The sequence below is a fragment of the Acinetobacter sp. A22 genome (assembly GCF_030913345.1).
Taxonomy (GTDB): domain Bacteria; phylum Pseudomonadota; class Gammaproteobacteria; order Pseudomonadales; family Moraxellaceae; genus Acinetobacter; species Acinetobacter junii.
Genome location: NZ_CP133162.1, coordinates 497,320 through 521,579, shown reverse-complemented (window position 1 = coordinate 521,579; position 24,260 = coordinate 497,320). Strand labels below are relative to the sequence as shown.

21 protein-coding genes and 1 pseudogene are annotated in these 24,260 nt (G+C 38.1%); 16 read left to right on the top strand and 6 right to left on the bottom strand.

Features of this window, described 5'->3' with window-relative positions; genetic code table 11:
* The first annotated feature begins 265 nt into the window (after positions 1–265).
* A complete protein-coding gene (locus Q9Q86_RS02650; RefSeq protein WP_227540258.1) occupies positions 266–637 on the top strand; it encodes a 2OG-Fe(II) oxygenase in 372 nt (123 codons plus the stop codon).
* Between the two features lie 99 nt (positions 638–736).
* Here Q9Q86_RS02650 and Q9Q86_RS02645 read toward each other — a convergent pair whose 3' ends face one another.
* The 3 genes from Q9Q86_RS02645 to Q9Q86_RS02635 all read right to left on the bottom strand — a co-directional run bounded on the left by Q9Q86_RS02645 (position 737) and on the right by Q9Q86_RS02635 (position 7,074).
* On the bottom strand, positions 737–1,954 hold the full coding sequence (locus Q9Q86_RS02645; RefSeq protein WP_112986223.1) for a multidrug effflux MFS transporter: 1,218 nt from the start codon (positions 1,952–1,954) through the stop codon (positions 737–739).
* Positions 1,955–2,032: 78 nt separating this feature from the next.
* Positions 2,033–5,863: a phosphoribosylformylglycinamidine synthase gene (gene purL / locus Q9Q86_RS02640; RefSeq protein WP_112986224.1), complete on the bottom strand. Its 3,831-nt coding sequence runs from the start codon at positions 5,861–5,863 to the stop codon at positions 2,033–2,035.
* A 137-nt stretch (positions 5,864–6,000) separates the two neighbouring features.
* The gene (locus Q9Q86_RS02635) at positions 6,001–7,074 is read right to left on the bottom strand and encodes a hypothetical protein (protein ID WP_099948312.1); all 1,074 of its coding nucleotides are present in this window, start codon (positions 7,072–7,074) and stop codon (positions 6,001–6,003) included.
* 172 nt (positions 7,075–7,246) lie between these two features.
* On the opposite strand from Q9Q86_RS02635, the gene Q9Q86_RS02630 reads away from it, so the two are divergent.
* The 10 genes and pseudogenes from Q9Q86_RS02630 to pal all read left to right on the top strand — a co-directional run bounded on the left by Q9Q86_RS02630 (position 7,247) and on the right by pal (position 16,155).
* Positions 7,247–8,587: a deoxyguanosinetriphosphate triphosphohydrolase gene (locus Q9Q86_RS02630; RefSeq protein ID WP_112986225.1), complete on the top strand. Its 1,341-nt coding sequence runs from the start codon at positions 7,247–7,249 to the stop codon at positions 8,585–8,587.
* Positions 8,588–8,660: 73 nt separating this feature from the next.
* Entirely contained in the window at positions 8,661–9,266 is a 606-nt protein-coding gene (gene ruvA / locus Q9Q86_RS02625; RefSeq protein WP_004952990.1) for a Holliday junction branch migration protein RuvA, read from the top strand.
* A 4-nt stretch (positions 9,267–9,270) separates the two neighbouring features.
* Complete coding sequence (gene ruvB, locus Q9Q86_RS02620; RefSeq protein WP_004952988.1) at positions 9,271–10,266, top strand: Holliday junction branch migration DNA helicase RuvB; 996 nt, start codon at positions 9,271–9,273, stop codon at positions 10,264–10,266.
* A gap of 95 nt (positions 10,267–10,361) precedes the next feature.
* Positions 10,362–11,258 (top strand): annotated as a pseudogene (locus Q9Q86_RS02615) (hypothetical protein).
* A 150-nt stretch (positions 11,259–11,408) separates the two neighbouring features.
* A complete protein-coding gene (gene ybgC, locus Q9Q86_RS02610) occupies positions 11,409–11,816 on the top strand; it encodes a tol-pal system-associated acyl-CoA thioesterase (RefSeq protein ID WP_004913566.1) in 408 nt (135 codons plus the stop codon).
* 24 nt (positions 11,817–11,840) lie between these two features.
* On the top strand, positions 11,841–12,539 hold the full coding sequence (tolQ, locus tag Q9Q86_RS02605) for a protein TolQ (RefSeq protein ID WP_004913568.1): 699 nt from the start codon (positions 11,841–11,843) through the stop codon (positions 12,537–12,539).
* Positions 12,539–12,991, top strand: a complete 453-nt coding sequence (tolR, locus tag Q9Q86_RS02600) for a protein TolR (protein ID WP_112986226.1) — start codon at positions 12,539–12,541, stop codon at positions 12,989–12,991. Before tolQ ends, tolR begins: the two co-directional genes overlap by 1 nt.
* Before the next feature lie 3 nt (positions 12,992–12,994).
* Positions 12,995–14,182 carry a cell envelope integrity protein TolA gene (gene tolA / locus Q9Q86_RS02595; protein ID WP_112986227.1) on the top strand — a complete coding sequence of 396 codons (1,188 nt, stop codon included), beginning with the start codon at positions 12,995–12,997 and terminating at the stop codon, positions 14,180–14,182.
* Between the two features lie 100 nt (positions 14,183–14,282).
* Entirely contained in the window at positions 14,283–15,566 is a 1,284-nt protein-coding gene (tolB, locus tag Q9Q86_RS02590) for a Tol-Pal system beta propeller repeat protein TolB (protein WP_112986298.1), read from the top strand.
* Positions 15,567–15,588: 22 nt separating this feature from the next.
* Positions 15,589–16,155, top strand: a complete 567-nt coding sequence (gene pal / locus Q9Q86_RS02585; protein WP_004952979.1) for a peptidoglycan-associated lipoprotein Pal — start codon at positions 15,589–15,591, stop codon at positions 16,153–16,155.
* A 44-nt stretch (positions 16,156–16,199) separates the two neighbouring features.
* On the opposite strand, the gene Q9Q86_RS02580 is transcribed toward pal, so the two are convergent.
* Entirely contained in the window at positions 16,200–16,394 is a 195-nt protein-coding gene (locus Q9Q86_RS02580) for an NF038105 family protein (protein ID WP_112986228.1), read from the bottom strand.
* Between the two features lie 176 nt (positions 16,395–16,570).
* Here Q9Q86_RS02580 and Q9Q86_RS02575 point away from each other — a divergent pair, with 176 nt between their 5' ends.
* The 5 genes from Q9Q86_RS02575 (at position 16,571) to Q9Q86_RS02555 (ending at position 19,839) form a co-directional block, all read left to right on the top strand.
* A complete protein-coding gene (locus Q9Q86_RS02575; RefSeq protein WP_112986229.1) occupies positions 16,571–17,542 on the top strand; it encodes a class 1 fructose-bisphosphatase in 972 nt (323 codons plus the stop codon).
* Positions 17,543–17,599: 57 nt separating this feature from the next.
* Positions 17,600–18,376, top strand: a complete 777-nt coding sequence (locus Q9Q86_RS02570; protein ID WP_112986230.1) for an RNA methyltransferase — start codon at positions 17,600–17,602, stop codon at positions 18,374–18,376.
* 156 nt (positions 18,377–18,532) lie between these two features.
* Positions 18,533–19,144, top strand: coding sequence for an RNA polymerase sigma factor (locus Q9Q86_RS02565; RefSeq protein ID WP_112986231.1), 612 nt, complete (start codon positions 18,533–18,535; stop codon positions 19,142–19,144).
* Positions 19,137–19,460: a hypothetical protein gene (locus tag Q9Q86_RS02560; protein ID WP_004959825.1), complete on the top strand. Its 324-nt coding sequence runs from the start codon at positions 19,137–19,139 to the stop codon at positions 19,458–19,460. The genes Q9Q86_RS02565 and Q9Q86_RS02560 overlap by 8 nt, the downstream gene beginning before the upstream one ends.
* Entirely contained in the window at positions 19,450–19,839 is a 390-nt protein-coding gene (locus Q9Q86_RS02555) for a DUF3106 domain-containing protein (RefSeq protein WP_004959826.1), read from the top strand. Before Q9Q86_RS02560 ends, Q9Q86_RS02555 begins: the two co-directional genes overlap by 11 nt.
* Positions 19,840–19,891: 52 nt before the next feature.
* Here the strand turns inward: Q9Q86_RS02555 and Q9Q86_RS02550 are convergent, their stop codons facing one another.
* Both Q9Q86_RS02550 and rbtA read right to left on the bottom strand, forming a co-directional pair.
* On the bottom strand, positions 19,892–22,348 hold the full coding sequence (locus Q9Q86_RS02550; RefSeq protein ID WP_112986232.1) for a CSLREA domain-containing protein: 2,457 nt from the start codon (positions 22,346–22,348) through the stop codon (positions 19,892–19,894).
* 18 nt (positions 22,349–22,366) lie between these two features.
* A complete protein-coding gene (gene rbtA / locus Q9Q86_RS02545) occupies positions 22,367–24,247 on the bottom strand; it encodes a rhombotarget A (protein WP_112986233.1) in 1,881 nt (626 codons plus the stop codon).
* Between the last annotated feature and the right edge of the window lie 13 nt (positions 24,248–24,260).

The window sequence follows — 24,260 nt, the reverse complement described above, 5'->3', positions numbered from 1 at the left end:
TCAAACTCTTTTTCTACAACAAGAAAAACGACAAACACATCAGAACTCACCTTTAATTTTTACTGTAGATGATGTCTTTTCAAATCAAGAATGTCTCTCATTCATCGAACTTAGTCATCAATATCATTATGAAACAGCAGATATATTCGTAAACTCAGCTCGTCAAGTTCTTACAAATGTCAGAAATAATAAACGAGTCATTTATGATGATATTCAGCTTGCCGAAACACTATTTTCCAAACTTAAACATTTACTGCCTAAACAATTGAATGGCTGGATATTAAGTGGCTTAAATGAACGTTTCCGTTTTTATCGTTATGAAAATGGTGAAACGTTTAAGCCACATTGGGATGGGATTTATGAAGTGAATGATTGGCATAGTAGTCAACTTACATTATTGATCTATCTGAGCGAAGATTTTACGGGTGGAGAAACAGTGTTTTACCGTGATAGTGGCATGCTGAAACCCTGTAAGGAAACTCAAATCGTGAGTATTCAACCCAAACTTGGGCAAATATTAGTATTTGAGCATCAGCAATTACATGAGGGAGCACCTGTGCTTTCAGGTCAGAAATATGTATTACGTACCGATGTAATGTATAAACATCCGATGCTCTTAAAACATCAGGATTCTTAAATCCAATAAGCTGATCTAAATAAAAGCCATTTCATAATGGCTTTTATTTCAACGAATCAAAATACCTATATTTATTGTTTTCTACAAACCAGCTTATTTTTATTGCATGCCAACACCTTTTTTATTTGTTAAATATCGCTTCTCATATATTGTCATCGCAAAAGCCAAACCACATAAAATCACAAAACCACTGGTCATTGGAACTAATGTCCCGTTATATAACTGTCCAATAATCGAAGCCAGAATTAAAGACAGTACAGAAGATGATGCACCAATAATCGCTGAAGCCATTCCTGCGACATGCCCCATCGGCTCCATAGCGATTGCATTTAAATTACCAAATAAAGTTCCAAACAATAAAAATAGAATGCATGCATATAACATAAACATCCAAAAAGAAATCTGAACGCCAACAAGCTGAATAATCAGGAATATCAAAGAAATTAAACATAAACCCAAAAAACCATAAATACAGATTGGACGCATACCAAACTTCATTACGATTCTAGAGTTAGTAAATGAAGCAATCCCCATCACACCTGCTAACACAGCAAAATAAGCACTAAACTCTGCACCTGTTTTACCAAACTGCTGCATAAAAATTTGTTGTGAAGTTCCTAAATAACCAATAAACCCACCAAAACAAAAGCCAGCACACAACAGATAACTCATCGTGGTTTTATTACTCACCACTTCCTTAAAGCCATCTTTAAATGCTTGTACACGCATCGGTAAACGATTTTCTGAAGCTAATGTTTCTTCTAAACGTAAAGCAACCCATAACCCAACAATAGTAGCGTAAACCATATATAAGACAAAAATATCTCGCCATCCAAAGAAATGAATAATCAATTGCCCTAAACTTGGTGCAACAGCTGGAGCAACCATAAATACCATCATGATCAAAGACATGATGCGTGCCATTTGGGCACCGCTATATTTATCTCGCACAATGGAAATAGAAGCTACATAAGGGCCTGACACCCCTATTCCTTGAATAAATCGTCCAACTAAAAACCATTCAAAACTTTGGGTGGAATAGCATAATAAACTACCTAAAAAGTAAATGACAATCCCTGTAAATAAAATCCGTTTGCGTCCAATCGCATCCGACAATGGACCTGCAATCAATTGCCCCAAAGTCATACCAGAGAAAATCGTAATGATGACCCACTGTGCCTGATTATCATTTTGTAAAATAAAAACTTTTCTGATCTCACCTAAAGCAGGTAATACTGCATCAATTGAGAAAGAAACGATCGACATTAAAAGTGCCATCAATAAAGCAAATTCGTGGAAATGGATTTTTGATTTCATTTGTTATTCTCCATCAATATTCATTTTTATACTTGAATGAAATAAGCCACCTTACGGTGGCTTATTTTTTATTTCATACTAACCAATGAACTTACGTGCGTTGCGGAACATACGCAACCAAGCACCATCTTCAGCCCAATCTTCAGGCTTCCAAGAATGTTGTAATGCACGGAAGTTACGCTCTGGGTGTGGCATCATTACTGTTGCGCGACCATCTTTAGAGGTTTGTCCTGTAATCGCTTCAGGTGAACCATTCGGGTTCAATGGATAGTGCTGAGTTGGGTTACCCAAGCTATCCACATAACGCAAGATGACTTGGTTCTCTGCATTTAAAGCGGCAAGTTGTTGTTCTGTCGCAACTAAACGACCTTCACCATGCGCAACTGCGATTGGTAAAATCGAACCTTGCATATCTTCAAGCAACACAGAAACAGATTTCTCTACACGAACATTCACTGCACGCGCTTCAAATACTTCTGACATGTTACGGTGGAAACGTCCCCAATGCTCTGCACCAGGAATCAGCGGAGCAAGTTGTGACATCATTTGACAGCCGTTACATACGCCTAAGCTGAATGTATTTTCACGATGGAAGAATTGTTCGAACTGATCACGTAGTTTCGCATTGAACAATACTGATTTCGCCCAGCCACCACCAGCACCCATCACGTCACCGTATGAGAAGCCGCCACATGCCACTAAACCTTCAAAGTCGCTTAAGCTCACACGACCTGCAAGTAAATCACTCATGTGTACGTCGATAGTATTGAAGCCAACTTTGTCAAAAGCAGCAGCCATTTCCACATGACCATTTACACCTTGCTCACGCAAAATTGCCATATTTGGACGACGTGTATTGATAAACGGCGCTTCAACTGGCTCATTTAAGTCATATGTTGGTTGTGCAATTAAACCTTTGTGGTTCTTATCTGCAATTAAAGCAAATTCTTGATCAGCTGTTTCAACGTTGTCACGTAAACGTTGGATCTGATGTGACACTTCAGCCCAAGCTTGTTGTAATTCAGCACGCTCAAGCGTTAAACCATTTACAACCAATTGATCAGTTGTATTCACACGACCAACAACAGCAATTGTATCTTTCAAGCTAGATGCCGCAACTTCAACTTCTAACTGCGCCCAATCGGCACCCGTAATTTGAAGTACTGCACCAATTTCCTCAGCAAATAAGCTTTCAGTTGATTGATTTTCTAGAGCAACACCTAAACGCGATGCGAACATCATTTCAGCAACAGTTGCCAATAGACCACCATCACCGATGTCATGGTAAGCTTTGATCACACCACGATTGTTCCAGTCTTGAATCAAGGCAAAGAATGCTTTGAAGTCATCAAAACTATCAACATCTGGGGTAACAGAACCGATTGCTTTATAGACTTGCGCAAGGATCGAACCACCTAAACGGAATTGACCTTTAGATAAATCGATACGTACAAGCACTGAGTCTGCTAAGTTCTTCAGTTCAGGTGTTAATGTTTTACGTACATCTAATACTGGTGCAAACGCAGTGATCACGCCTGTCATTGGAGAAGTTACGGCTTTATCTTCACCATCATTCCAAGTGGTACGCATTGAAAGTGAGTCTTTACCGACAGGAATAGCGATACCCAATGCAGGACACATTTCCATACCAATCGCTTTCACACCTTCAAACAAGGCTTGGTCTTCACCTTTTTGACCAGCAGCAGCCATCCAGTTTGCAGAAAGTTTGATATCGCTGATTTGTTCGATGTTGGCACACGCAATATTGGTAATCGCTTCCGCAACCGCTAAACGTGCAGATGCAGCAGGATTTAACAAAGCAACTGGTGGACGCTCACCCATAGCCATAGCTTCACCCGTGAAACCTTGCAAGCTTGTCGTCGTTACCGCTGCATCTGCGACAGGCACCTGCCAACGGCCAACCATTTGATCACGTGCAACCATACCTGTAATCGAGCGGTCACCAATTGTGATCAGGAATGATTTAGACGCAACTGTTGGATTCTTCAATACGCGGAAAATCGCATCTTTCAAATCAACTTTTGATGCATCAAAGTCGTTACCTTTACGTTCAATCGTTTCATATGAACGTTGCATACGTGGTGTACCACCCAACATGACTTGCATTGGGATATCGACTGCATTGTTTTCAAATAATGGATCTTCAACAGTCAGATGATGTGCTTCAGTCGCTTCACCAAGTACTGCAAACGGACAACGCTCACGTGCACAAATTTCTTCAAACTGTTCTAAAGATTCTGGACGAATCGCTAACACATAACGTTCTTGCGCTTCATTTGACCAGATTTCCATCGGGCTCATGCCTGGCTCTAAAGATGGAATCTTACGAAGGTTCAATACAGCACCTAACTCGTGATCATTCACTAGTTCAGGCATCGCATTTGATAGACCACCCGCACCCACGTCATGTACAGACACGATTGGGTTAAAATCTTCTAAGCGCCAGCATGTATCAATGACTTCTTGGCAACGGCGTTCCATTTCTGGGTTTTCACGTTGTACTGAAGCAAAGTCTAAGCTCTCACCCATGGTACCACTGTCTACAGATGATGCAGCACCACCACCAAGACCGATTAACATGGCAGGACCACCCAATACAATGAGCAAGTCACCTGGTTGAATCGCATCTTTTTCAACGTGGTCAGGACGAATGTTACCGTAACCACCAGCGATCATAATTGGTTTATGGAAGCCTTTAACTTCACCATTCACATTCTGTTCGAAGGTACGGAAATAACCATTCAATGCAGGACGACCAAACTCGTTGTTAAACGCCGCACCACCCAATGGACCTTCAATCATGATTTGTAATGGCGATGCCATACGTGAAGGCTTACCGTAGTTTTCTTCCCAAGGCTGTTCGAAACCAGGGATATTCAAGTTAGAAACCGTAAAGCCTGTTAAACCTGCTTTTGGTTTACCACCACGACCTGTTGCACCTTCATCACGGATTTCGCCGCCTGAACCAGTTGCAGCACCAGCAAATGGAGAAATTGCTGTTGGGTGGTTATGCGTTTCAACCTTCATTAAAATATGAGCGGCTTGGCTCTTATATTTATAAACAAAGTGACCATTTTCATCCGCTTTTGGATAAAAACGCATCGTGTCATAACCCACGATCACAGAGGCATTGTCTTTATACGCCGACAATACATCTGTTGGAGATTCTTTATAGGTATTCTTAATCATTTGGAACAATGATAATGGTTGTTTTTCACCATCAATTGTCCATTCAGAACCAAAGATTTTATGACGACAGTGTTCAGAGTTCGCCTGAGCAAACATCATTAACTCGATGTCATTTGGATTACGACCCAGCTTTGTAAATGCTTCGGTTAAGTAATCAATTTCTTGCTCAGATAAAGCAAAGCCAAACTCATTATTCGCTTTAACTAATGCTTCTTTACCTTGACCCAAGATATCAATTGAGTTGAGTGGCTTCGGCGCAGTTTCTGAGAATAAAGCTTTTGCATCTTCAATTTGAGCAAAAACTGTTTCCGTCATACGGTCATGAAGTACTTGTTTAACTTCATTCGTAATTTCAGTGACACCTTTTAGCGTGAATAAAAGACCACGTTCTAAACGGTGTACTGGTGTATTACAGTTTTGGAAAATATCAGTTGCTTTAGACGACCACGGAGAGATTGTGCCAACACGTGGAGTTACTAAAATTTGGATTTCATCACTTGCAGCTTGGCGAAGTTCGAAAGATTGACCATCGTTTAAAAGTTGTAATGCCGATTGATGTTGCTGCTCGTTGAGCGCTTGATCAAACAAATAAACCCACTGGCTGTCAAAAGATTGAACAGAACTCATTGACGCTAAACGGTTTAAGAGTTGAGCTTTCTTAAAAGAAGAATGTGCTGATGCACCGGCCACGATAAACATGTTGACTTTGGCTCCACGGGTGGGTCTAACGAACCTACCGCAATGTGACTTATGAGAGAGCGCATATTCTACTGTGAAAGGCTCATTTCAGCTAGCCATATCTACCTTAAAATAATCAAAATTTGTTTGATAACAGCCTACTGTTCATCGAGTAAAATTTGATAAGTCGATGAATTATATAAATAGACTTTTTTATTTTGATCGAAATACAAACTTACGATCTTATTATTTGGTTTTACAGCACCATACCGATTCATTCTTGTACCGCTATACTTTATTTCGATTGGAAAATATTCTTGATCTTTTTGAGCTAATATTTTTAAAGTAGAACTAAACTTATAACGTAAATTTTCAGCAACATTTTCTGTAAATGTATTCTCTCGTGAAAGATCTAACGCAAAATTCTGAATAAAATCGTCTTCTGAGAACATCAAAATATCCCATGATGCTATAGAGGGGATGGGATATGAAAAAAGAGAATAGATTTTCTCAAAATAACTTCCCATCCGGTTTAAGCCGAGCGGGGTGATATTCTTGACTAACTCATCATAGATCAAATCAAAATTTTCATTTTCAAATCCATCATAATGCGGGGGTGTCCGACTTACTAATTGGAATCCGTCCACCCCTGTCTGCTGGAACAGAAAAAGCTCAATATACGGGTTTTCGAAAAAAACATTCTTGTTTGACTCAATAACTTTCCATAATTCAATTGGAAGCAAGTATCGTTTATCCCCAGATAAATTTTGATATTCAATGACCTTTTTCGGAATGATTAATCTTTTCTCTTTAACCTGTAGCACCTTACCTGAACATTCATCAGTTTTTGTGGCATCAACCCAAATGACTGAATATGGAATTTTATTAAGACGATCTGCTGTCTCCTGAGGTAACTGAAACCCTTCACTCACCCGATTTTGATAAAGTACTTTTTCAATATTCAAAATATCCATGCTTTTTAATTTAATTTTCTCCATTTCACTTTTGTCAAATTTCTCCGTTATATTTTGTTTTTTATTTTCAACCATCATCGTCGTAATGAGTTCGGATGGATTTATGTTTTGCTCTGGCTCTACGACTAGCAGATCTTGAATATCTTTAAATGCCAAATCTGCAAGCTCCTGAACAGAAAGTTGTTCACATTCAGCCATGACATTCACATTTGCCAGCAAGACAATTAAAAAAAGACAAAAGTTTTTTTGCTTACCCATTAAAATGTCCAATCATTTTCTATATTTATTGCCGTTATTATATAAACTATTTTATTGTGCAACCAGATGAGCCATGCTTGTACCTTTTTAAAAGACAACTTATGTCGCACTACTCTAGTGCTTTAATCTTTTTTTTGGCATGATGAATTAAAGTCAGTTTGAATAATGATAAATGGAACAAATGCGTTGGTTGGAATTGCTCTCTGCAATTCGCTTAGGTAGTAAAAAAAGTAGCACCGAATTGGCTAGAAGCCCGTTTCATAAAGATTACGATAGAATTATATTTTCCCAAAGTTTTCGACAACTGAATAGAAAAACTCAAGTTCACCCATTGACTCAGCACGATGGTATTCATACTCGATTGACTCATTCACTCGAAGTATCTTGTATTGGTCGCTCGCTTGGTATGCTCGCCGCAGAAAAGATCAAAGATGAATTACCTATGTGGATTTCACCTGCTGATGTCGGTGCGATTATTCAAGCGGCATGTTTAGCTCACGATATTGGCAATCCCCCTTTTGGTCATGCAGGTGAATATGCGATACGTGAATGGTTTGATGATGCCTCACATCGTGACTTTCTGACCAAACTCACTCCCGAAGAAGAAGCAGACGTTCGTCAATTTGAAGGTAATGCGCAAGGTCTTCGTTTACTCAGTCGTATTGACTACCACCCTGATGATGGTGGTATGCGTCTGACCTGTGCAACATTGGGTGCATATTTAAAATACCCCTGGTTATCAAAAACCATCGACCAACAAGGCGATACCCCATCACATCAAAGAGCAAAATTTGGTTGCTATCAATCAGAAAAAGAAATTTTAAAACAGCTTGCTGAACAGCTTGGCTTAATTAGACTGGGTGAATATCACTATTGTCGTCACCCTCTAACTTATTTGTTAGAAGCTGCTGATGATATTTGTTATGCACTGATTGATTTGGAAGACGGCATCATTCTTAATATGTTGAGTTATGAGGAAGTTGAACCTATTTTCCTCAACTTGATTGCTGATTTTGGTCTTCCTGAAGAGCTGCATTTACCGCATACCACTTGGCAACAAAAAATTGCAGCCTTGCGTGGTCGTGTAATGAAACGATTAGTCGATGAAGTCACGACGGCTTTTGCAAAACACCACTATGAAATCATCACAGGTCAACTCAAAGGTAGCCTTTTACAATATTGCTCACCTGATATTGAAGCAGGGATTCAAACTGCGAAAAATCTTGCACGAGATCGTATTTTTGAACATCCACAAAAATCAGGTTTAGAAATTATTGCACATCAAAGCTTACAAACTATTTTAGATGCTTTTGTGCCTTTGACCATGCCGCATAAAACATTAAGCTTTAAAGAACAACGTTTGATGTCGATTTTGCAACATTCAGGCGCAAATTTTCAAAACAACCATTACAATAATATTATGCAAGTCTTAGATATTATTAGTAAGTTCTCAGACCATCAGGCTTATAGCTTGGCTCAAGAGCTACAAGGGAATAAAGTTGGCTTCTTTTAAAAGAATATGCAAACTCTATTTTCTTAAATGACTTTGGTTTAAATCTTTTCAAATAAATAGTGAAAAATTTTCTATGATCGGATGTTTAATTGGCGAAGTGTTTGCCTTAGAAGCCCCTACTGTATTACTTAATGTAAATGGGGTTGGTTATGAAATCGATACACCGCTTTCAACATTTTGCCAATTACAAAAAGGACAAAAAGTAACGTTATGGACGCATTTAGTCGTTCGTGAAGATGCTCAACAACTATATGGCTTCAGTGAAGCACAAGAAAAAATCATTTTTCGCACCCTACTCAAAGTAAATGGTGTAGGACCAAAAATGGCATTAGGGATTTTATCTACGTTAAGTGTTGAATTATTAATTCACACCATTGAACACGATGATATCAATACACTGATTAAAGTGCCTGGAGTTGGTAAAAAAACGGCTGAACGTTTAATGATTGAATTACGTGACCGTTTCAAAGCACTTTCACAGTCAGCGAATAGCACTTCACAAACTACCTCCTCTCAAATTCAATTCATGTCAAACTCACCTGTTGCTGAGGCTGAGGCTGCTTTACAATCGCTTGGCTATAAACCTATTGAAGCACAAAAAGCTGTGGCAGCTGTCAAGGCTGACTATACAGAATCTGCCGATATTATCCGCGCAGCTCTTAAATCGATGATGAAGTAATATTATGCAAGATCGCCTCATTAGTGGAATTGAAAAACCTGAAGATCATTTTGATCGTGCAATTCGTCCGACATCACTTGCTGACTATATTGGTCAGCCCGTGGTTCGCGAGCAAATGGAAATTTTCATTGGTGCTGCTCGTGGGCGTGGTGAAGCACTGGATCATACGCTAATTTTTGGACCCCCAGGTTTAGGTAAAACCACGCTCGCCAACATTATTGCTCGCGAAATGGGTGGAAATCTAAAGTCTACGTCTGGTCCTGTATTAGAGCGGGCTGGTGATTTAGCCGCGATGCTGACCAACTTAGAAGAAGGTGATGTTTTATTCATTGATGAAATCCATCGTCTTTCGCCAGTGATTGAAGAAATCCTATATCCAGCGATGGAAGATTATCAACTGGATATTATGATTGGTGAGGGTCCAGCAGCTCGCTCTATTAAACTAGATTTACCGCCATTTACATTAGTCGCAGCAACAACACGTGCTGGTCTACTCACTTCCCCACTACGTGATCGTTTTGGAATTGTGCAACGTCTGGAGTTTTACTCTGTTGAAGATCTTACGCATATTGTAACGCGTTCAGCAAACCTCATGGATGTTCCAATTACTAGAGAAGGTTCAACTGAAATTGCAAGGCGTGCCCGAGGTACTCCACGTATTGCCAATCGTTTATTACGTCGTGTACGTGACTATGCTCAAGTGAAAGGCACAGGTGAAGTAACTCAAGAAATGGCTCAACGTGCTCTAGACATGCTAAATGTCGATAAAGCAGGTTTAGATACTTTAGATCGCCGTTATATCAGTATGTTGCTTGAACGATTTGAAGGCAGACCTACTGGTGTTGAAGCATTAGCAGCCGCAATGGCTGAAGATAGCGGAACACTAGAGGATGTTATTGAACCTTACTTAATCCAACAAGGTTATGTTATGCGCACTGCTCGTGGGCGTATAGCAACGAATATGGCTTATTTGCAATTTGGTATGACCCCACCTGAATAATATCAATTTCATTTAATAAAATACTTTCTATAGTGAAGTAATTAAAATAATATACAGATTATTCTACTTACTTCATTATTTTATTAAGGGTTAAAATGAAAAATAATTTTTTCACAACAATATTTTATAGCAGCATAATATTACTAACAGCTTGTGGGGATGGAAGTGATGGTAGTAGTAATGGGACATCCACCCAAAGTAAAGAAAAAATAGACTACACAAAAGCAGAATCTATTGAGTCAATTTATGAACCAATCATTAGTTTATCTCAAGAGAATGACAATATTGCATTGATTGGCACTGAGTTTGCTGAAAATATTTATTATGGCATTTATGCTGGTAATAACTTTAGATGTTCAAAAGGCTCATTTACAAAAAATAGCGACAAGAGCATTACATTCAATGACTGTGAGTTTATGGATTATATAAATGATGACAGCAGCTCTATAACTCGCTTAGGTATTTTTACCATCTCTGGATCCGTAAATAGCAAAGTTATATCATCGACAGATTCAGCACGTTATGAAACTTCATTAAAGAACTTCAAAATCATTCCACCAAGTGATTCGAGTATTACTTTCAATGGTGACTTTGTCAGTAAATACAACCAAGCCACTACTCAATATCAAATCAAAGAAATGGTACTAAGTGTATTTGATGATGAAACCAAAAAAACGCAACAGTTGATGATTAATAATTATCAACTCAATGTGAATAATCTTATGCTTACTGCACTATGAAATATTCAAGGTACTCCTGAAAGTAAATTTTTCTCAGTCAATTTCAAAAGTGATGTCAGATTTGAAAATGATACAGATAAAATAGCTTTCTATCCTAATTTTGCTGAAATTATGATTGAAGACACTAACAATATAAAAAATACAATTAAGATTTCAAACACGAGCAATTACAAGGCTTTAATCAGTGCATATGCAGATGGCATAACAGTAACAGGATTCCCTAAAACAGTTGAATGGGATGAACTCAATTAACTTTAAATAATTGTCTTTTCGATCAAGCCCTACATGTTAGGGCTTTTTTTATGCGCATCAAGAATATGTTATTTATTACTATTTCCTTAGTCTCATCGAGAACATATCATTCCTTCATCGCTCCCAGTACGAAACCAATAGGTAAAAGAAATGGCAAATCATTTTGAATTCAACATTCGCGTTTATATTGAAGATACAGATGCAGGCGGTATCGTCTATCATGCCAATCATATCCGCTATATGGAGCGTACTCGAACAGAATGGCTAAGAGCAGCTGGCGTTGATCATTATTGGCACCAAGAGGATTACAACTTTGTGGTTCACCAAATTCAGGTGAAATATGTACGTCCAATATTAATGGATGATTTAATTACCGTTACAGCACGTGTTATTTCGTGTAAAGCCGCATCTTTTGTGTTGCAACAAAATATTTATCGTGGTGAAATCTTGCTGGCTTCAGGTGAGGTTACGTTGGCATGTTTGAATAAAGACATGATGCCACGTCGACTTCCTGACGAAATTCGTGATCTGATTCAAAAAGAATTAGCACAGGACTAAAAATAAACTTTCGGCACTTAACTTATGGCAACAAATTTAGAATCTTCTCTGCATATTTCTGACCTGATTTTACAAGCAAGCCCTGTCGTACAATTGGTGATGCTGATCTTATTACTCGCTTCTATTTATAGCTGGTATTTGATTGCAAAATTGCACATGGGTTTCAAAAAAGCAGAACAAGATGACGAGCATTTTCAAAAAATGTTTTGGTCAGGTGCCGAATTAAATACGCTCTATAATAATGCCCAATTAAACTCAAAGCGTCGTGGGCTTGAAGATATTTTCTATCAGGGCTTAGGTGAGTTTTTAAAATTACAGAAACGCAAAGCTGATACTACACAAACGATTGAAGGTACAGAGCGTATTCTTCGTGTAGGTTTAAGTAGAGATCAAGGCGGCTTAGAAGTTGGTCTTGGCTCTTTAGCTAGTATCGGCTCAGTTGCTCCTTATATCGGTTTGTTCGGAACTGTTTGGGGGATTATGAACGCATTCATCGGTTTAGCAGCAGTTGATCAGGTGACATTAGCCACGGTTGCACCAGGTATTGCCGAAGCACTAATCGCAACTGCTATTGGTTTGTTTGCAGCGATACCCGCTGTACTTGCGTTTAACCATTTTACCGCTAAAGGCGAAAGCATCTATTCTGACCGCGCCCTATTTGCTGAGGAAATGATTGCACTTCTACAACGTCAATCAATTGGAACGACACAGGAAGATGCATAATGGCTATTCAGCGATCTGGACGTTTCGAGCGCATCAAAAAACCACTTAAAAGTGACATGAATGTCGTCCCTTATATTGATGTAATGTTAGTGTTATTGGTCATTTTCATGGTAACTGCACCGATGATTACCAGTGGCATAAAAGTTGATTTACCTCAAGCCAATAATCATCCAATTGAATCTAAAGATATGCCAGCGATGGTGACGATTGGTAAAGATGGCAATATCTATTTGCAGTATGAAGATTACAAAGACAGTGAACCACTAACGCTCGAAAAACTTGAAACTGTTTTAGCGAAGGCACAACAACAAGCCGAGCAAGATAATAAACAACTCACTGTTCTCGTGAATGGTGAAAAATCACGCCCTTATGGTGAAGTTGTATCACTGATGGCAAGCCTACAAGAAGCAGGTTTAACTCAAGTGGGTTTACTGACAGAGCCTTTAAAATAAGTTATGAAAAATATTCACGAGCCACCATTTAAGCAAAACGCTATCGCACTTGGCTTCACATTTGGAGTTCATGCGATTGCTATTGTAGGCTTACTTTTTTTAGGTTTAAGTAAACCGCCCGAACCTCCTAAGAAACTGACGACTGTCTTAGTAAAACCTGAAGACTTTCAACCACCCTTAGCTAAAGAGGTTGAACAGGAAACAACTTCAGAAAATCAGGCTAATGAAATATTAAGTCCTATTGTTGATAATACTCAACCTGAAAATATTCCTGTTACACCTCCAACACCTACCCCTCAACAACTTGCTGCAGAGAAAGAGAAACAAGAGCAAGCTCAGCAAGCGAAATTAGCTGAACAAAAACGTAAGAGTGAAGAAGCTGCTCAAGCGAAGCAAGTAGAACAGCAAAGAAAAGCTGCAGAAGCATTAGCAGCAAAACAACGATCTGAAGCAGAAGCAAAGGCAACTGCTGAAGCTAAGCGTAAGACTGATCTAAAAGCAGAAGCTGATGCAAAAGCACGCCAAAAAGCTGAACAGGATGCTAAATTAGCACAACAAAAAGCTGCCGAGAACGCAAAGCTAAAAGCCCAACAAGATGCAAAACGTAAAGCTGATGCTGAAGCTAAGGCAAAAGCGAACGCTGATGCTAAACGTAAAACTGAAGTAGATGCCAAACGCAAAGCAGAGGCTGATGCGAAGGCAAAAGCTGAGGCGGAAGCCAAGGCAAAAGCGAATGCTGATGCTAAACGTAAAGCCGATGCAGATGCAAAAGCTAAAGCCGACGCAGATGCCAAACGTAAAGCTGATGCAAAAGCTAAAGCCGATGCAGAAGCTAAAGCTAAAGCAGATGCAGAGGAAGCTAAAGCTTCTGCTGCAAAAAAAGCCGAGCAAGAAGCTGCTCAGAAAAAAGCTGAAGCTAAAAAAATTGCCTCAACAGCTAAGCGTGATTTTGAGAACAAAATCAAACGCGCATGGAATATTCCATTAAGCTCATCTGGTCAAAAAGCTACAGCTCGGGTCACACTGAATGATAGTGGTGCAGTTATGTCTGTGATTGTTAATTCTTCTGATCCCGACATGAAAGCTAGTATTGAAGCAGCAGTTCGTGCAGCCGCTCCCTATCCAATGCCTGAAGATCCTGATGCGCGACGTGAAGCAAGAAGCTTTACTTCAAGTTTTACTGCAAAATAGTAATGAATAGTTAACGTTACACGCTTTTAATAGCACAAAGCATGTAACTATGCTAAATAATTCAACAGCCACAAAAATACGAACGCAAGTAATTGTAACTATGGATAAGACTCGTAAGCACCTCATCTCTCTAGCAGTATTTACTGCAATTAGCGCAGCAATCCCTGTTTCTGCATTTGCACAGCTTTATTTAGAAATTGCAAAAGCACCAGAACAAGCGCCTAAAATTGCTATCATCCCTTTTACAAATGACAATGCAATTTATCCAATTGTTGAAAATGATTTAAATCGCTCAGGTCGCTTTACAAGTGCATCAAAAAATCTACCTGCATCGGCTGCATTAAATCAAATTCAAGCGGCAGATTGGCAAAATGCTGGTGTTCCATATGTTGTTGTTGGGCAAATCAAACCTATTGATGCAAATTCATTTGAAGTTCACTATCAACTTTATGACGTACAAAAACAGCAATATCTCTTGAATGAGGTTTTAACTGTACCAAGTTCACGTATTCGTCAAGCTGGACATATGATCAGTGATGCAATTTACCAAGCATTAACTGGTATCGCAGGTGATTTTAGTGGTCGTATCGCATACGTACTTCGTAATCAAGCAACACCCGCTCAACGCTATACATTACAAATTGCAGATACTGATGGTGAACAGCCTAAAACGGTCTTGTCATCACGTGATCCAATTTTGTCACCAACATGGTCGCCAGATGCAAAGAAAATTGCGTATGTTTCATTTGAAACGAAACGCCCTGCTATTTACTTACAAGATTTAGCAACAGGTCAACGGGAAGTTCTAGCAAGTTTTAGAGGACTCAATGGAGCACCAAGCTTCTCTCCTGATGGTCAATCCATGTTATTTACTGCGTCTATGCATGGTAATCCCGAAATTTATCAAATGAATCTAAATACGCGCCAAGTTAAGCGTATGACAAATGATTCTGCAATTGATACCGAAGCACGCTATGCACCTGACGGCAAGTCATTTATCTTCACCTCAGATCGTGGTGGTTCTCCACAAATATATCGCTACAGTTTTGATGATGGTTCTGTAAAACGTTTGACATTTAGAGGTGCATTTAACGCACGTGGTACACTGAGTGCTGATGGTAAAAAGATTGCTTTAGTACACCGCCCTAGCGGAAGTAGTTATAAAGTTGCGTTACAAGATATCAATACAGGTATTACCAATATTTTGACACCAACAAGCTTAGACGAATCGCCAAGCTTTTCACCTAATGGGCAAATGGTTGTATACGCAACTCGTGAAGGTAGTCGAGGTCTTTTATCAATCATGTCTACTGATGGTCGTTTCCGTATGAATTTACCAAGTGAGCAAGGTGAAGTGCGCGAACCAGCTTGGGCACCGAAATAAATTTTATTAATTGGAGAACTTCATGAATATTAAATATCTTACACTTCCTTTAATCGCGGCAACACTTGTATTTACTGGATGTGCAAGCCGTAAACCTGCTGCTGAAATTACCACAGGCAATACACCAAATGGTTCCACAACAGTGAACACAACAGGATTGAGTGAAGATGCTGCATTGAATGCACAAAATCTTGCAGGTGCGTCTTCTAAAGGTGTTACTGCGGCAAATAAAGCATTCTTGGCTAAACGTGTTGTTCACTTCGACTATGACAGCAGTGACCTATCAAATGAAGACTATCAAACACTTCAAGCTCATGCACAGTTCCTAGTCGCAAATGCAAACTCTAAAGTTGCACTTACAGGCCATACTGATGAGCGTGGTACTCGTGAGTACAACATGGCTTTAGGTGAGCGTCGTGCAAAAGCAGTTGAGAGTTTCTTGATCACCAATGGTGTGAATCCACAGCAACTCGAAGCAGTAAGCTACGGTAAAGAGGCGCCAGTCAATACTGGACATGATGAAGCGGCTTGGAAAGAAAATCGTCGCGTAGAAATTAACTACGAAGCTGTCCCACCATTATTGAAATAAACTTTCAAATAAAAAAGCTCACTAACAGTGAGCTTTTTTATTTCTTAATCATTTCGCGAAATCTGCCGATTATCATGATCTGATTGCATCGACTCAATCAAATCATGTTTATTAAACTCTTTATACTCAGGTTTTGCTTCGTACTCCTTCCAAGCATCTTTGACATTTTCTTTAGAAATTTGTTCTAAACTAATCGGTTCGCTTGGCGTGGGAGTTGCATCAAAATTTTTGGTTGTCATCGTTGTTCTCCAAACCTCCTGTTTAGTATGCAATCAACATAGCATGTAATCTGATTCTTGTAATCATAAAAGCAACATAAATAAAGTAAGATAATTTTTATTTTGGGGCGTTCTCATCTAGAATAGCGAAAATATTTTTATCAACTTTTGACTCGGCTAAATTGGAGCTATTTAATATGTCAAACCAGACCTTATCCCAATACTTAGAACAACAACATGGGAATTTGACACCTGAGTTGGCACAAGTCATCGAAACGATTGCAAACACTTGTAAAACAATTGATCAAGCACTTCAAAAAGGTGCTCTAGCAGGAATATTAGGTAGTGCTGAAAATGAAAATGTGCAGGGTGAAACACAAAAGAAATTAGATGTGATTTCAAATGATTATTTAATCGATGCTTTGAAGTCACACCCACAAGTCGGTGGCTTGGCTTCTGAAGAATTAGATGATTTCACGCCAGCACAAGAAAACGGTAAATATCTCGTACTTTTTGATCCTTTAGATGGTTCAAGCAATATTGATATCAATATGTGTGTGGGTACAATTTTCTCGATTTTACCTGCAAAAAATGCGGTAACCCAATCTGCTGACTTTATGCAATCAGGTACAGAACAAGTCGCTGCTGGCTATGTACTTTACGGGCCATCAACCATGTTAGCATTAACAGTTGGTGCTGGTGTTGTGTTCTTTACTTTAGATCCAAATACACAAACATATTTATTAACGACAGAGAGCGTACAAGTTTCTTCAGACACTCAAGAGTTTGCAATTAATGCATCAAATCAACGTCATTGGGAAAATCCCGTAAAACGTTATATTGATGAACTTTTAGCTGGAAAAACATCTGTACGAGAAAAAGATTTTAACATGCGTTGGGTTGCATGTATGGTTGGAGATATTCATCGCATTTTATGCCGCGGTGGTATCTTCTTATATCCTTACGATTTAAAAGATCCTAAAAAAGCAGGTCGTTTACGTTTAATGTATGAAGCGAATCCTATGAGCATGTTAATTGAACAAGCAGGCGGAGCTTCAACGACAGGTCGTGTTCGCATCATGGATATTCAACCAACTGAGTTACATCAACGTGTACCTGTTATTATTGGTTCGAGAAATGAAGTTGAACTTGTAACTAGCTATCATTAATCTCTCTTAAAACTCAGAGCGTCATAGACTTATGATGCTCTTTTGGACAATTTATTTATGGCTGTTATCTTTCTAGAATCAAAAGACAATGCAAAAATCAAACATTTGCGTGGTTTAATCGAGTTAAATAGTGCTCGAAAAAAGCATCAACAAACTGTTCTAGAAGGTACACATCTCTGTTTATCTTGGTTACAACAACAAAGAAAAATCTTTTCTTTATTTACAACTGAGCAAGCTTTGGATCATCCTGAGCTGCAAGAAATTATTGAAATACATCAAGGTCATATTTTCATTATAAGTGAAGTACTTTACAAAGATTTGAGTACTTTAGGGACTACCCTACCTTGCTTAGCGATTGTTGATCTTCCAAAAACCTCGCAAACCATCGATTTCAAAGCTGATACTTTAATCTTAGAAAATGTTCAAGATCCTGGAAATGTAGGGACATTGCTTCGTTCAGCAGCCGCGGCGAATATAAAACAAATCATTTGCACCCAAGGTTCAGCATCTCTTTGGTCTCCACGTGTGTTGCGTGCAGGTATGGGCGCTCATTTTAGTGTTAACTGTTTTGAAAATTTTCAGTTAACCGACATTCTTCCAAAATTTGAAATCCCTGTTTTTGTAACTAGCTCACACCAATCAACAAGTCTTTATTCAAAAGATTTAACTCAAGCCTGTGTCTGGATCTTAGGAAATGAAGGTCAAGGTGTATCTGATTATGCACTTGAGCATGCAGAAGCTGTCACTATCCCACAACCTGGTGGTCAAGAATCTCTAAATGTCGCGATTGCTGGATCAATCTGCTTTTTTGAAATGGTCCGCCAACGTCAATAAAACGTTAATTTACTTTAAATGCGCTTTATTTGCGGAAAAATCAATTACACTGCTAAAATAATTGCTTAAGTTGTCAACGCATTCACCATTTTCAACGTTATATAGATAATGAATTGATAATAATGGTGGGTATCCATGACAGGATTTTCCATCTCTATGGATTTAGCACCTAAACAGGCTCAAACCGATAGCGGTACACATACAGGTACTGTTGAACAACGTCTTCGCTTTTTTATGCAAGACGTTACAGGTCGTGCGCTTGTAATGATGGAAAGTGCAACACAAGGTCAACAAGGCATTGCTATGGATTTAGTGCAAGAAGCATTTATCTCATTGCACAAATCATATTCAGACAAAACAGTGGATGAATGGTATCCCCTGTTTTACACTATTCTAAACAATAAATTACAAGACTGGAGACGGAAAGAAGCACGCAGAGCAAGCCCTTTCTCTTTGTTTAAAAAAATTAGTATAGATGATGACGAAGAACTAATTGATGTAGTTGATGAGTCAACACCTAATCCATTCGAATTTCTAAATCAAGAAGTAACAATGGAAGAAATTCAGGCTGCAATTCATAAATTACCTGTTCGTCAACAACAAGCATTCATGTTAAGAGCATGGGAAGGATTTGACACGATCACTACAGCTCAAATCATGGATTGTAGCGAAGGTAGTGTAAAAACCCACTATCACCGTGCAATACAAGGACTCAGAATCGCTTTAGAGCATTTAAATCCACATTCTGGAGGTTCATCATATGAATAAAGATGAGTTCACCAAACAAGTGACTTCCAAACTAGACCAACTAGCAAAAGAACAGCATCATAATAAAATGCTGGTCATGAATCATGTTTTAGATACTGTCCAAAAGAAACCGACATCTTATTACAGTATTTGGAAAATGACTGGTTTTGCTTTGGCCGCTGCAATTACAGGTATTGTAGTTTTACCAAACTCAATAGATTTAGCAGATAAACCACAAAATCAAGTAATCGTAAATCCAAAACTTTCACCACAAATGGTCGAAGATATGGAAATGTTAATGGCGTTTGGCGAGGATCGAATTCCACATGGCAGCTAAAAAGTTAGCACTTGTTGTGTGTACGTTAGGCTTATTGCAAACAAGTTTTGCAAGTTCAGAACGTTTTTGGGTTTTTTCAAAACCAAATAAACCGACAACAGAAGAAACGTGGGAAGATCTATCACCTGAAGAGCAGCAACTCTTAATTAAACGCTATCAAACATTGAAAGAAATACCAACCAACCAAAGCACGCAACTACAACAGCGTATGGAATGGTTTACGCAGCTACCTGAAGAAGAAAAGCAAAAAATGCGTGATGTATGGCAAAAAATGAATACTCAAGAACGCAATACTCTGCGTAAAAGAATGCAGAATGCCAGTATTGAAGAGCGCGTATCTATCAGAGAAGAATATCTAAGTAAATATGCAGAACATTAAAAATTATTTTAACATATAAAAAATAGCGCCTTAAGGCGCTATTTTTTATCTTTTATTTTCTAAAACGACGGTAAGCTAATAAACCTATTAAGCCAAATATTGAAAACACTCCAATACTTCCGCCACCATTATTACTTGCATTACGCGTATCATCAGTAGTAGTAGCTGTGCTAATAACACTTACTGTAGCAGTATTAGAAATAGCACCATCAGCATCATATACCTGATAATTGAATGAATAGTTAAATGGGTTAAATGTATTAGATTCCTTAATATAAATATTGCCACCGTAACATGTTTCTTTTTGATCAGGTTCTGGACATGCACCTTGGCGATCAGCAGTCACAACTAAGTTTTTAGTTGGGACATTAGACAATCGTATTGGTAATTCAATCCCATCAGCATTTCTCCAGAATTGAGGTTTATTCGGTTCTTTATCAGGACCTTTACCCCCCTCACCAGTATCACCAAAATCATTAGATAATTTTAATAAATCTAATGAAACAGTTTGATTCTGCTGATATTTTAGTGTCACAGATGTATTTTTAGCCTCAGGAGCCACATTGACGAATGCCGCTTTGATCAAACCTGAAGATTTAATATTAGAATCTGCTCTCGATTGGATCGTATATTTACAGAAAATCTTATCACCCGCTTGAGTGATCGTATCATCCTTTCTGTAGAAAATAATTTGTTCAAGATCGCTATTCCATTCACAAACTAGATTCGGTTTATCCGTTTCATCGATGTTCGTAATCGTATCATTAATTTGCCCCTTTCCTAGAGCTTCTGTAGTAACAATGTAGTTCTCGTTATTGAAAAACTTTAATCTGTGACTGCCATCACTCAATACAATCTCTTGAGGTATTGGTAGTTGATATCGACTTAAATCGATATAAATTGCCCGATAATGTAAATTTTTATTTAGATTTTCATCTAATTTTTTAAATTTTTCTAAATTATACTTATCAGAAGTAAGCAATAGAGGATCATCTGGATTTTTGATTAGAAATTCATATCTCTCAATTTGCGCCTTGTAACCATCAATTATTTGTTTGATAGAGGTATTCGATAAATCCTCTAAATCACCAGCCGTTAATTTCATTAATTCAACAGAACCAATATCACAACTATTGCGAGCATTAGGATCATAGAACAAAGTACCATCAACAATACGTGCGATTCCTCTTTGATCTTTAGGTCCACAGTTATCACTTTCAGCTGCACTCACATCCACTAGATCTGTTGTCGTTTTATTATTATTTGGATAATAAAGTGGCATAAATGCCGTACTTTCAGATGCAGGTTGCAAACTACTTAATAATGTTCGCAAATTAGTAATATTACTTATATTTAAATTTGTATGTTTCCCATCTGGTATCACCTCTTTAGGCAAATCACATTTATTAGACCCCGTTAAAGTAAGGGCATTATAGCCTAACAATAACTGCGTTAATTTTTCTTCCGATGCTGGTCCAAGAAGATAGCGGCAGGCATAACTACTGATATTATGAGATAGAACATTAAAACTCAATAATTTCAGACCGAGTTTATCGTATAAAAAAATAGTATTGGCTTGGTTTTCAACAATTGTGTTACTCGTTAATTCAAGGCTACTAGCATTACTTAAAATACTAGATGTGTTATTAGTCGTATTGCCTGCTTTTGTGTCTCCTGTAAACTTCAGCACAGTACCATTTGTAGAATTACTAATATTTTGTGCAATTGTATTTGTGCTTAAATTGACAGTAGGTTCGCCACAGAAATCAAATATACTTACAGAACTTGTTGATCCATTTTGAATTATACTGCTTGACGATATATCAATTTTTCGTTGCGAGTAGACGTTATCATTAAAACAACTCATTCCCAATACACTACCAACTGGGGATTGATTATTCCGAATTACTGCGTTTGATATAGATAAACCTGTAGTAGGCCCAGCAAGGAAAATTGCACCACCTGAAATACCCGCTTGTGACGCTAAAATGCGAACATTTTGCAAAGCAATGTCAGCACCAGCATAAATCGCACCACCACGATCATTTGTTCGTGCATTTTTAAGAGTTATATTGTTCAGAGTAAGCGCTTTTGAACCAATTGTTGTATTAAAAATACGCGAAGAATTATTCCCATCAATAATGGTCTTATTCTCAGTCTGCGCAGGATACTGATTAGTAATTAGACTTCTCTTCTCCCAATCAACAGGTAATGCACCATAAATTACAACATTAACATTCGGTGCCAGTTCTTTCTTCAATACATAAGTACCAGCTTCTAACTGAATTTGTTTTCTAGTAGCAGATGAAATATCAGATACTGTACAGCCACCATAGTTTCTCCTAATCTCAGCAGCTTTTAGAGCTTCACGCAATGAACATGCGTTATTGTTCTCACCATCTTCGTCAACGAACGTATTAACTTTAATAACATCATTGCTTGTCGCAGCGAATAATGGCATCGTTGCAACGATCATGGTTGCTAAAATTCCTTTTTTATAATTTTTCATCTCAATCAAATCCCTTTATCAAGCTTTAAATCTTCGGAAACCAATTAATCCTAATAACATTAAAATTGATGTTAATCCCAAACTACCACCTGAAACATTTACTGTTTTACTTTCAAAATTATTTGGTGGATCTTGAACAATCGTTGTAGGAATGGTTATGTAATAATTTGAAACATCGTTAAAACGTGTTGTTGTTGTAATAATACGTAAATTAAATTTGTCAGCACCATGCCAATTGCTATTTGGTGTATAAACAACATTACCAAATTGATCAATTGTAAGTTTACCTTTGGATGGTGTTAATGTCTGTTGTACTTCAAGGCATCCTGGCTGCCAAGTTTGACCATCAGAACGTTTTCCTAATATACGCTCACAAGATGCAGAATCTAATAGTTCTCCATCTAATAGGCTTTCACTTATATTAAATTTAGCAATCTGACCATAAAGAATGTCTTGACCAGCAATTGGAACTTCTGATCTGTTAATTACAAGCTCTATTGCACCTAGATCACAAAGCTCGTCATATCCGCTTCTATTTTTACCGCGCTGATCGATTAACTCACAACTTGCCAAACCAATAGAACTACCATCACTGTAAATCCGCCCCTTATTCACAATTAATGAATCAGATAGAGTTGAATATGATGACAATAACCTTGGTTTAAAGAAACCAACCAATTGATCTTTTGGTGTAGTAAATGGACATAGCAGACCATCTGCAGGAGGTGCATCACATATATCTTTTTCAACACTGTCACCAGCAATTAATTTATGCTTTAGATTATTTTTATCCCACATAAAATTTGGTCGTTCAGCAGGTGCTTGTAAATTACAGTCTGATGTTGTCAGCGTACTTTGAACGACTGACTCATCATCAGATGATGTAACACAATTTGTAGTACCGTTATCAACAATTATACTATTTGATACAAATGCACTTGGAAATTTTTCTTCTGTAGTTGTCTCCCCAGTTGTTGTCTTGGAGGTCCATTTGGGGGCTTGTAAATATAATCCAGCAGCGTTTTTAATCATTGTTATATTATTAACAATCATTCCTTCACGGATATTTGCAACATACCCACCTTTATTCTGGAATATTGTCGTGTTATTTATGCCAGCAAATCGACTTTGTAGTGCTGCACCTGTAGTCTCATCTCTAAAACCAGTTTGAACGAATAATATAGCTCCATCTATGGCAGAGGTACCTATATTGTCACGAATGACCGATTGTGAGATTAAATATCGAGGCATTTCACTGTAAATAACAGCCCCTTTATCCGCTTTATTGCCTTCTAAAATACTGTTACCAATTCGTACGATACCTGCCGTTTTTTCAGTATCAGATAAAATACCAGCATTATATATCCCGCCACCCCGTGTTGCGTTACCAGAAGTTAAGCGAGAGTACTGAATATTTAATGCTTCTCGATTATAGATCAGACCACCATCATTTAACTTAGTCGCTGATCCTTTTAAATTTAATTCATTTAAATTAACTAAAATTAATTCTTTTTCTACACTTCCATCATTAATAAAGAAGATTCGATCGCTTCCCACCATTTTTAGTGTCGCGTTATTCACACCTTTTTTATTATCATTAAGATCCCCACTAGTTGCTGTAGTAATCGTCATTCCTACCTTCAGCTCAAGCGACTTATTTAATGAATATTCTTTATCACGCTGTAATACAATAATAGAACTTGCATCTTTATTACCACAACCATGGTAACCATTTTCATATTCTTTTTTGGCGCGATTATTTAGGAAAAAAACTGCTTCACGTAATGAACAAACGGTATCATCCTTATCTTCATCAACTAGTGTAGTGACCTGAATTTCTGCTGCATATACATGCCCAGTAATTGCAAATAAAGCACAGGCAAGCGTCCGTTTGAACATACCGTTCTCCTTC

Bases quoted from the DNA above. Each gene is read 5' to 3' on its own strand.
- Q9Q86_RS02645 (WP_112986223.1), bottom strand. From the start codon at position 1,954: ATGAAATCAAAAATCCATTTCCACGAATTTGCTTTATTGATGGCACTT.
- purL (WP_112986224.1), bottom strand. From the start codon at position 5,863: ATGTTTATCGTGGCCGGTGCATCAGCACATTCTTCTTTTAAGAAAGCT.
- Q9Q86_RS02635 (WP_099948312.1), bottom strand. From the start codon at position 7,074: ATGGGTAAGCAAAAAAACTTTTGTCTTTTTTTAATTGTCTTGCTGGCA.
- Q9Q86_RS02630 (WP_112986225.1), top strand. From the start codon at position 7,247: ATGGAACAAATGCGTTGGTTGGAATTGCTCTCTGCAATTCGCTTAGGT.
- ruvA (WP_004952990.1), top strand. From the start codon at position 8,661: ATGATCGGATGTTTAATTGGCGAAGTGTTTGCCTTAGAAGCCCCTACT.
- ruvB (WP_004952988.1), top strand. From the start codon at position 9,271: ATGCAAGATCGCCTCATTAGTGGAATTGAAAAACCTGAAGATCATTTT.
- ybgC (WP_004913566.1), top strand. From the start codon at position 11,409: ATGGCAAATCATTTTGAATTCAACATTCGCGTTTATATTGAAGATACA.
- tolQ (WP_004913568.1), top strand. From the start codon at position 11,841: ATGGCAACAAATTTAGAATCTTCTCTGCATATTTCTGACCTGATTTTA.
- tolR (WP_112986226.1), top strand. From the start codon at position 12,539: ATGGCTATTCAGCGATCTGGACGTTTCGAGCGCATCAAAAAACCACTT.
- tolA (WP_112986227.1), top strand. From the start codon at position 12,995: ATGAAAAATATTCACGAGCCACCATTTAAGCAAAACGCTATCGCACTT.
- tolB (WP_112986298.1), top strand. From the start codon at position 14,283: ATGGATAAGACTCGTAAGCACCTCATCTCTCTAGCAGTATTTACTGCA.
- pal (WP_004952979.1), top strand. From the start codon at position 15,589: ATGAATATTAAATATCTTACACTTCCTTTAATCGCGGCAACACTTGTA.
- Q9Q86_RS02580 (WP_112986228.1), bottom strand. From the start codon at position 16,394: ATGACAACCAAAAATTTTGATGCAACTCCCACGCCAAGCGAACCGATT.
- Q9Q86_RS02575 (WP_112986229.1), top strand. From the start codon at position 16,571: ATGTCAAACCAGACCTTATCCCAATACTTAGAACAACAACATGGGAAT.
- Q9Q86_RS02570 (WP_112986230.1), top strand. From the start codon at position 17,600: ATGGCTGTTATCTTTCTAGAATCAAAAGACAATGCAAAAATCAAACAT.
- Q9Q86_RS02565 (WP_112986231.1), top strand. From the start codon at position 18,533: ATGGATTTAGCACCTAAACAGGCTCAAACCGATAGCGGTACACATACA.
- Q9Q86_RS02560 (WP_004959825.1), top strand. From the start codon at position 19,137: ATGAATAAAGATGAGTTCACCAAACAAGTGACTTCCAAACTAGACCAA.
- Q9Q86_RS02555 (WP_004959826.1), top strand. From the start codon at position 19,450: ATGGCAGCTAAAAAGTTAGCACTTGTTGTGTGTACGTTAGGCTTATTG.
- Q9Q86_RS02550 (WP_112986232.1), bottom strand. From the start codon at position 22,348: ATGAAAAATTATAAAAAAGGAATTTTAGCAACCATGATCGTTGCAACG.
- rbtA (WP_112986233.1), bottom strand. From the start codon at position 24,247: ATGTTCAAACGGACGCTTGCCTGTGCTTTATTTGCAATTACTGGGCAT.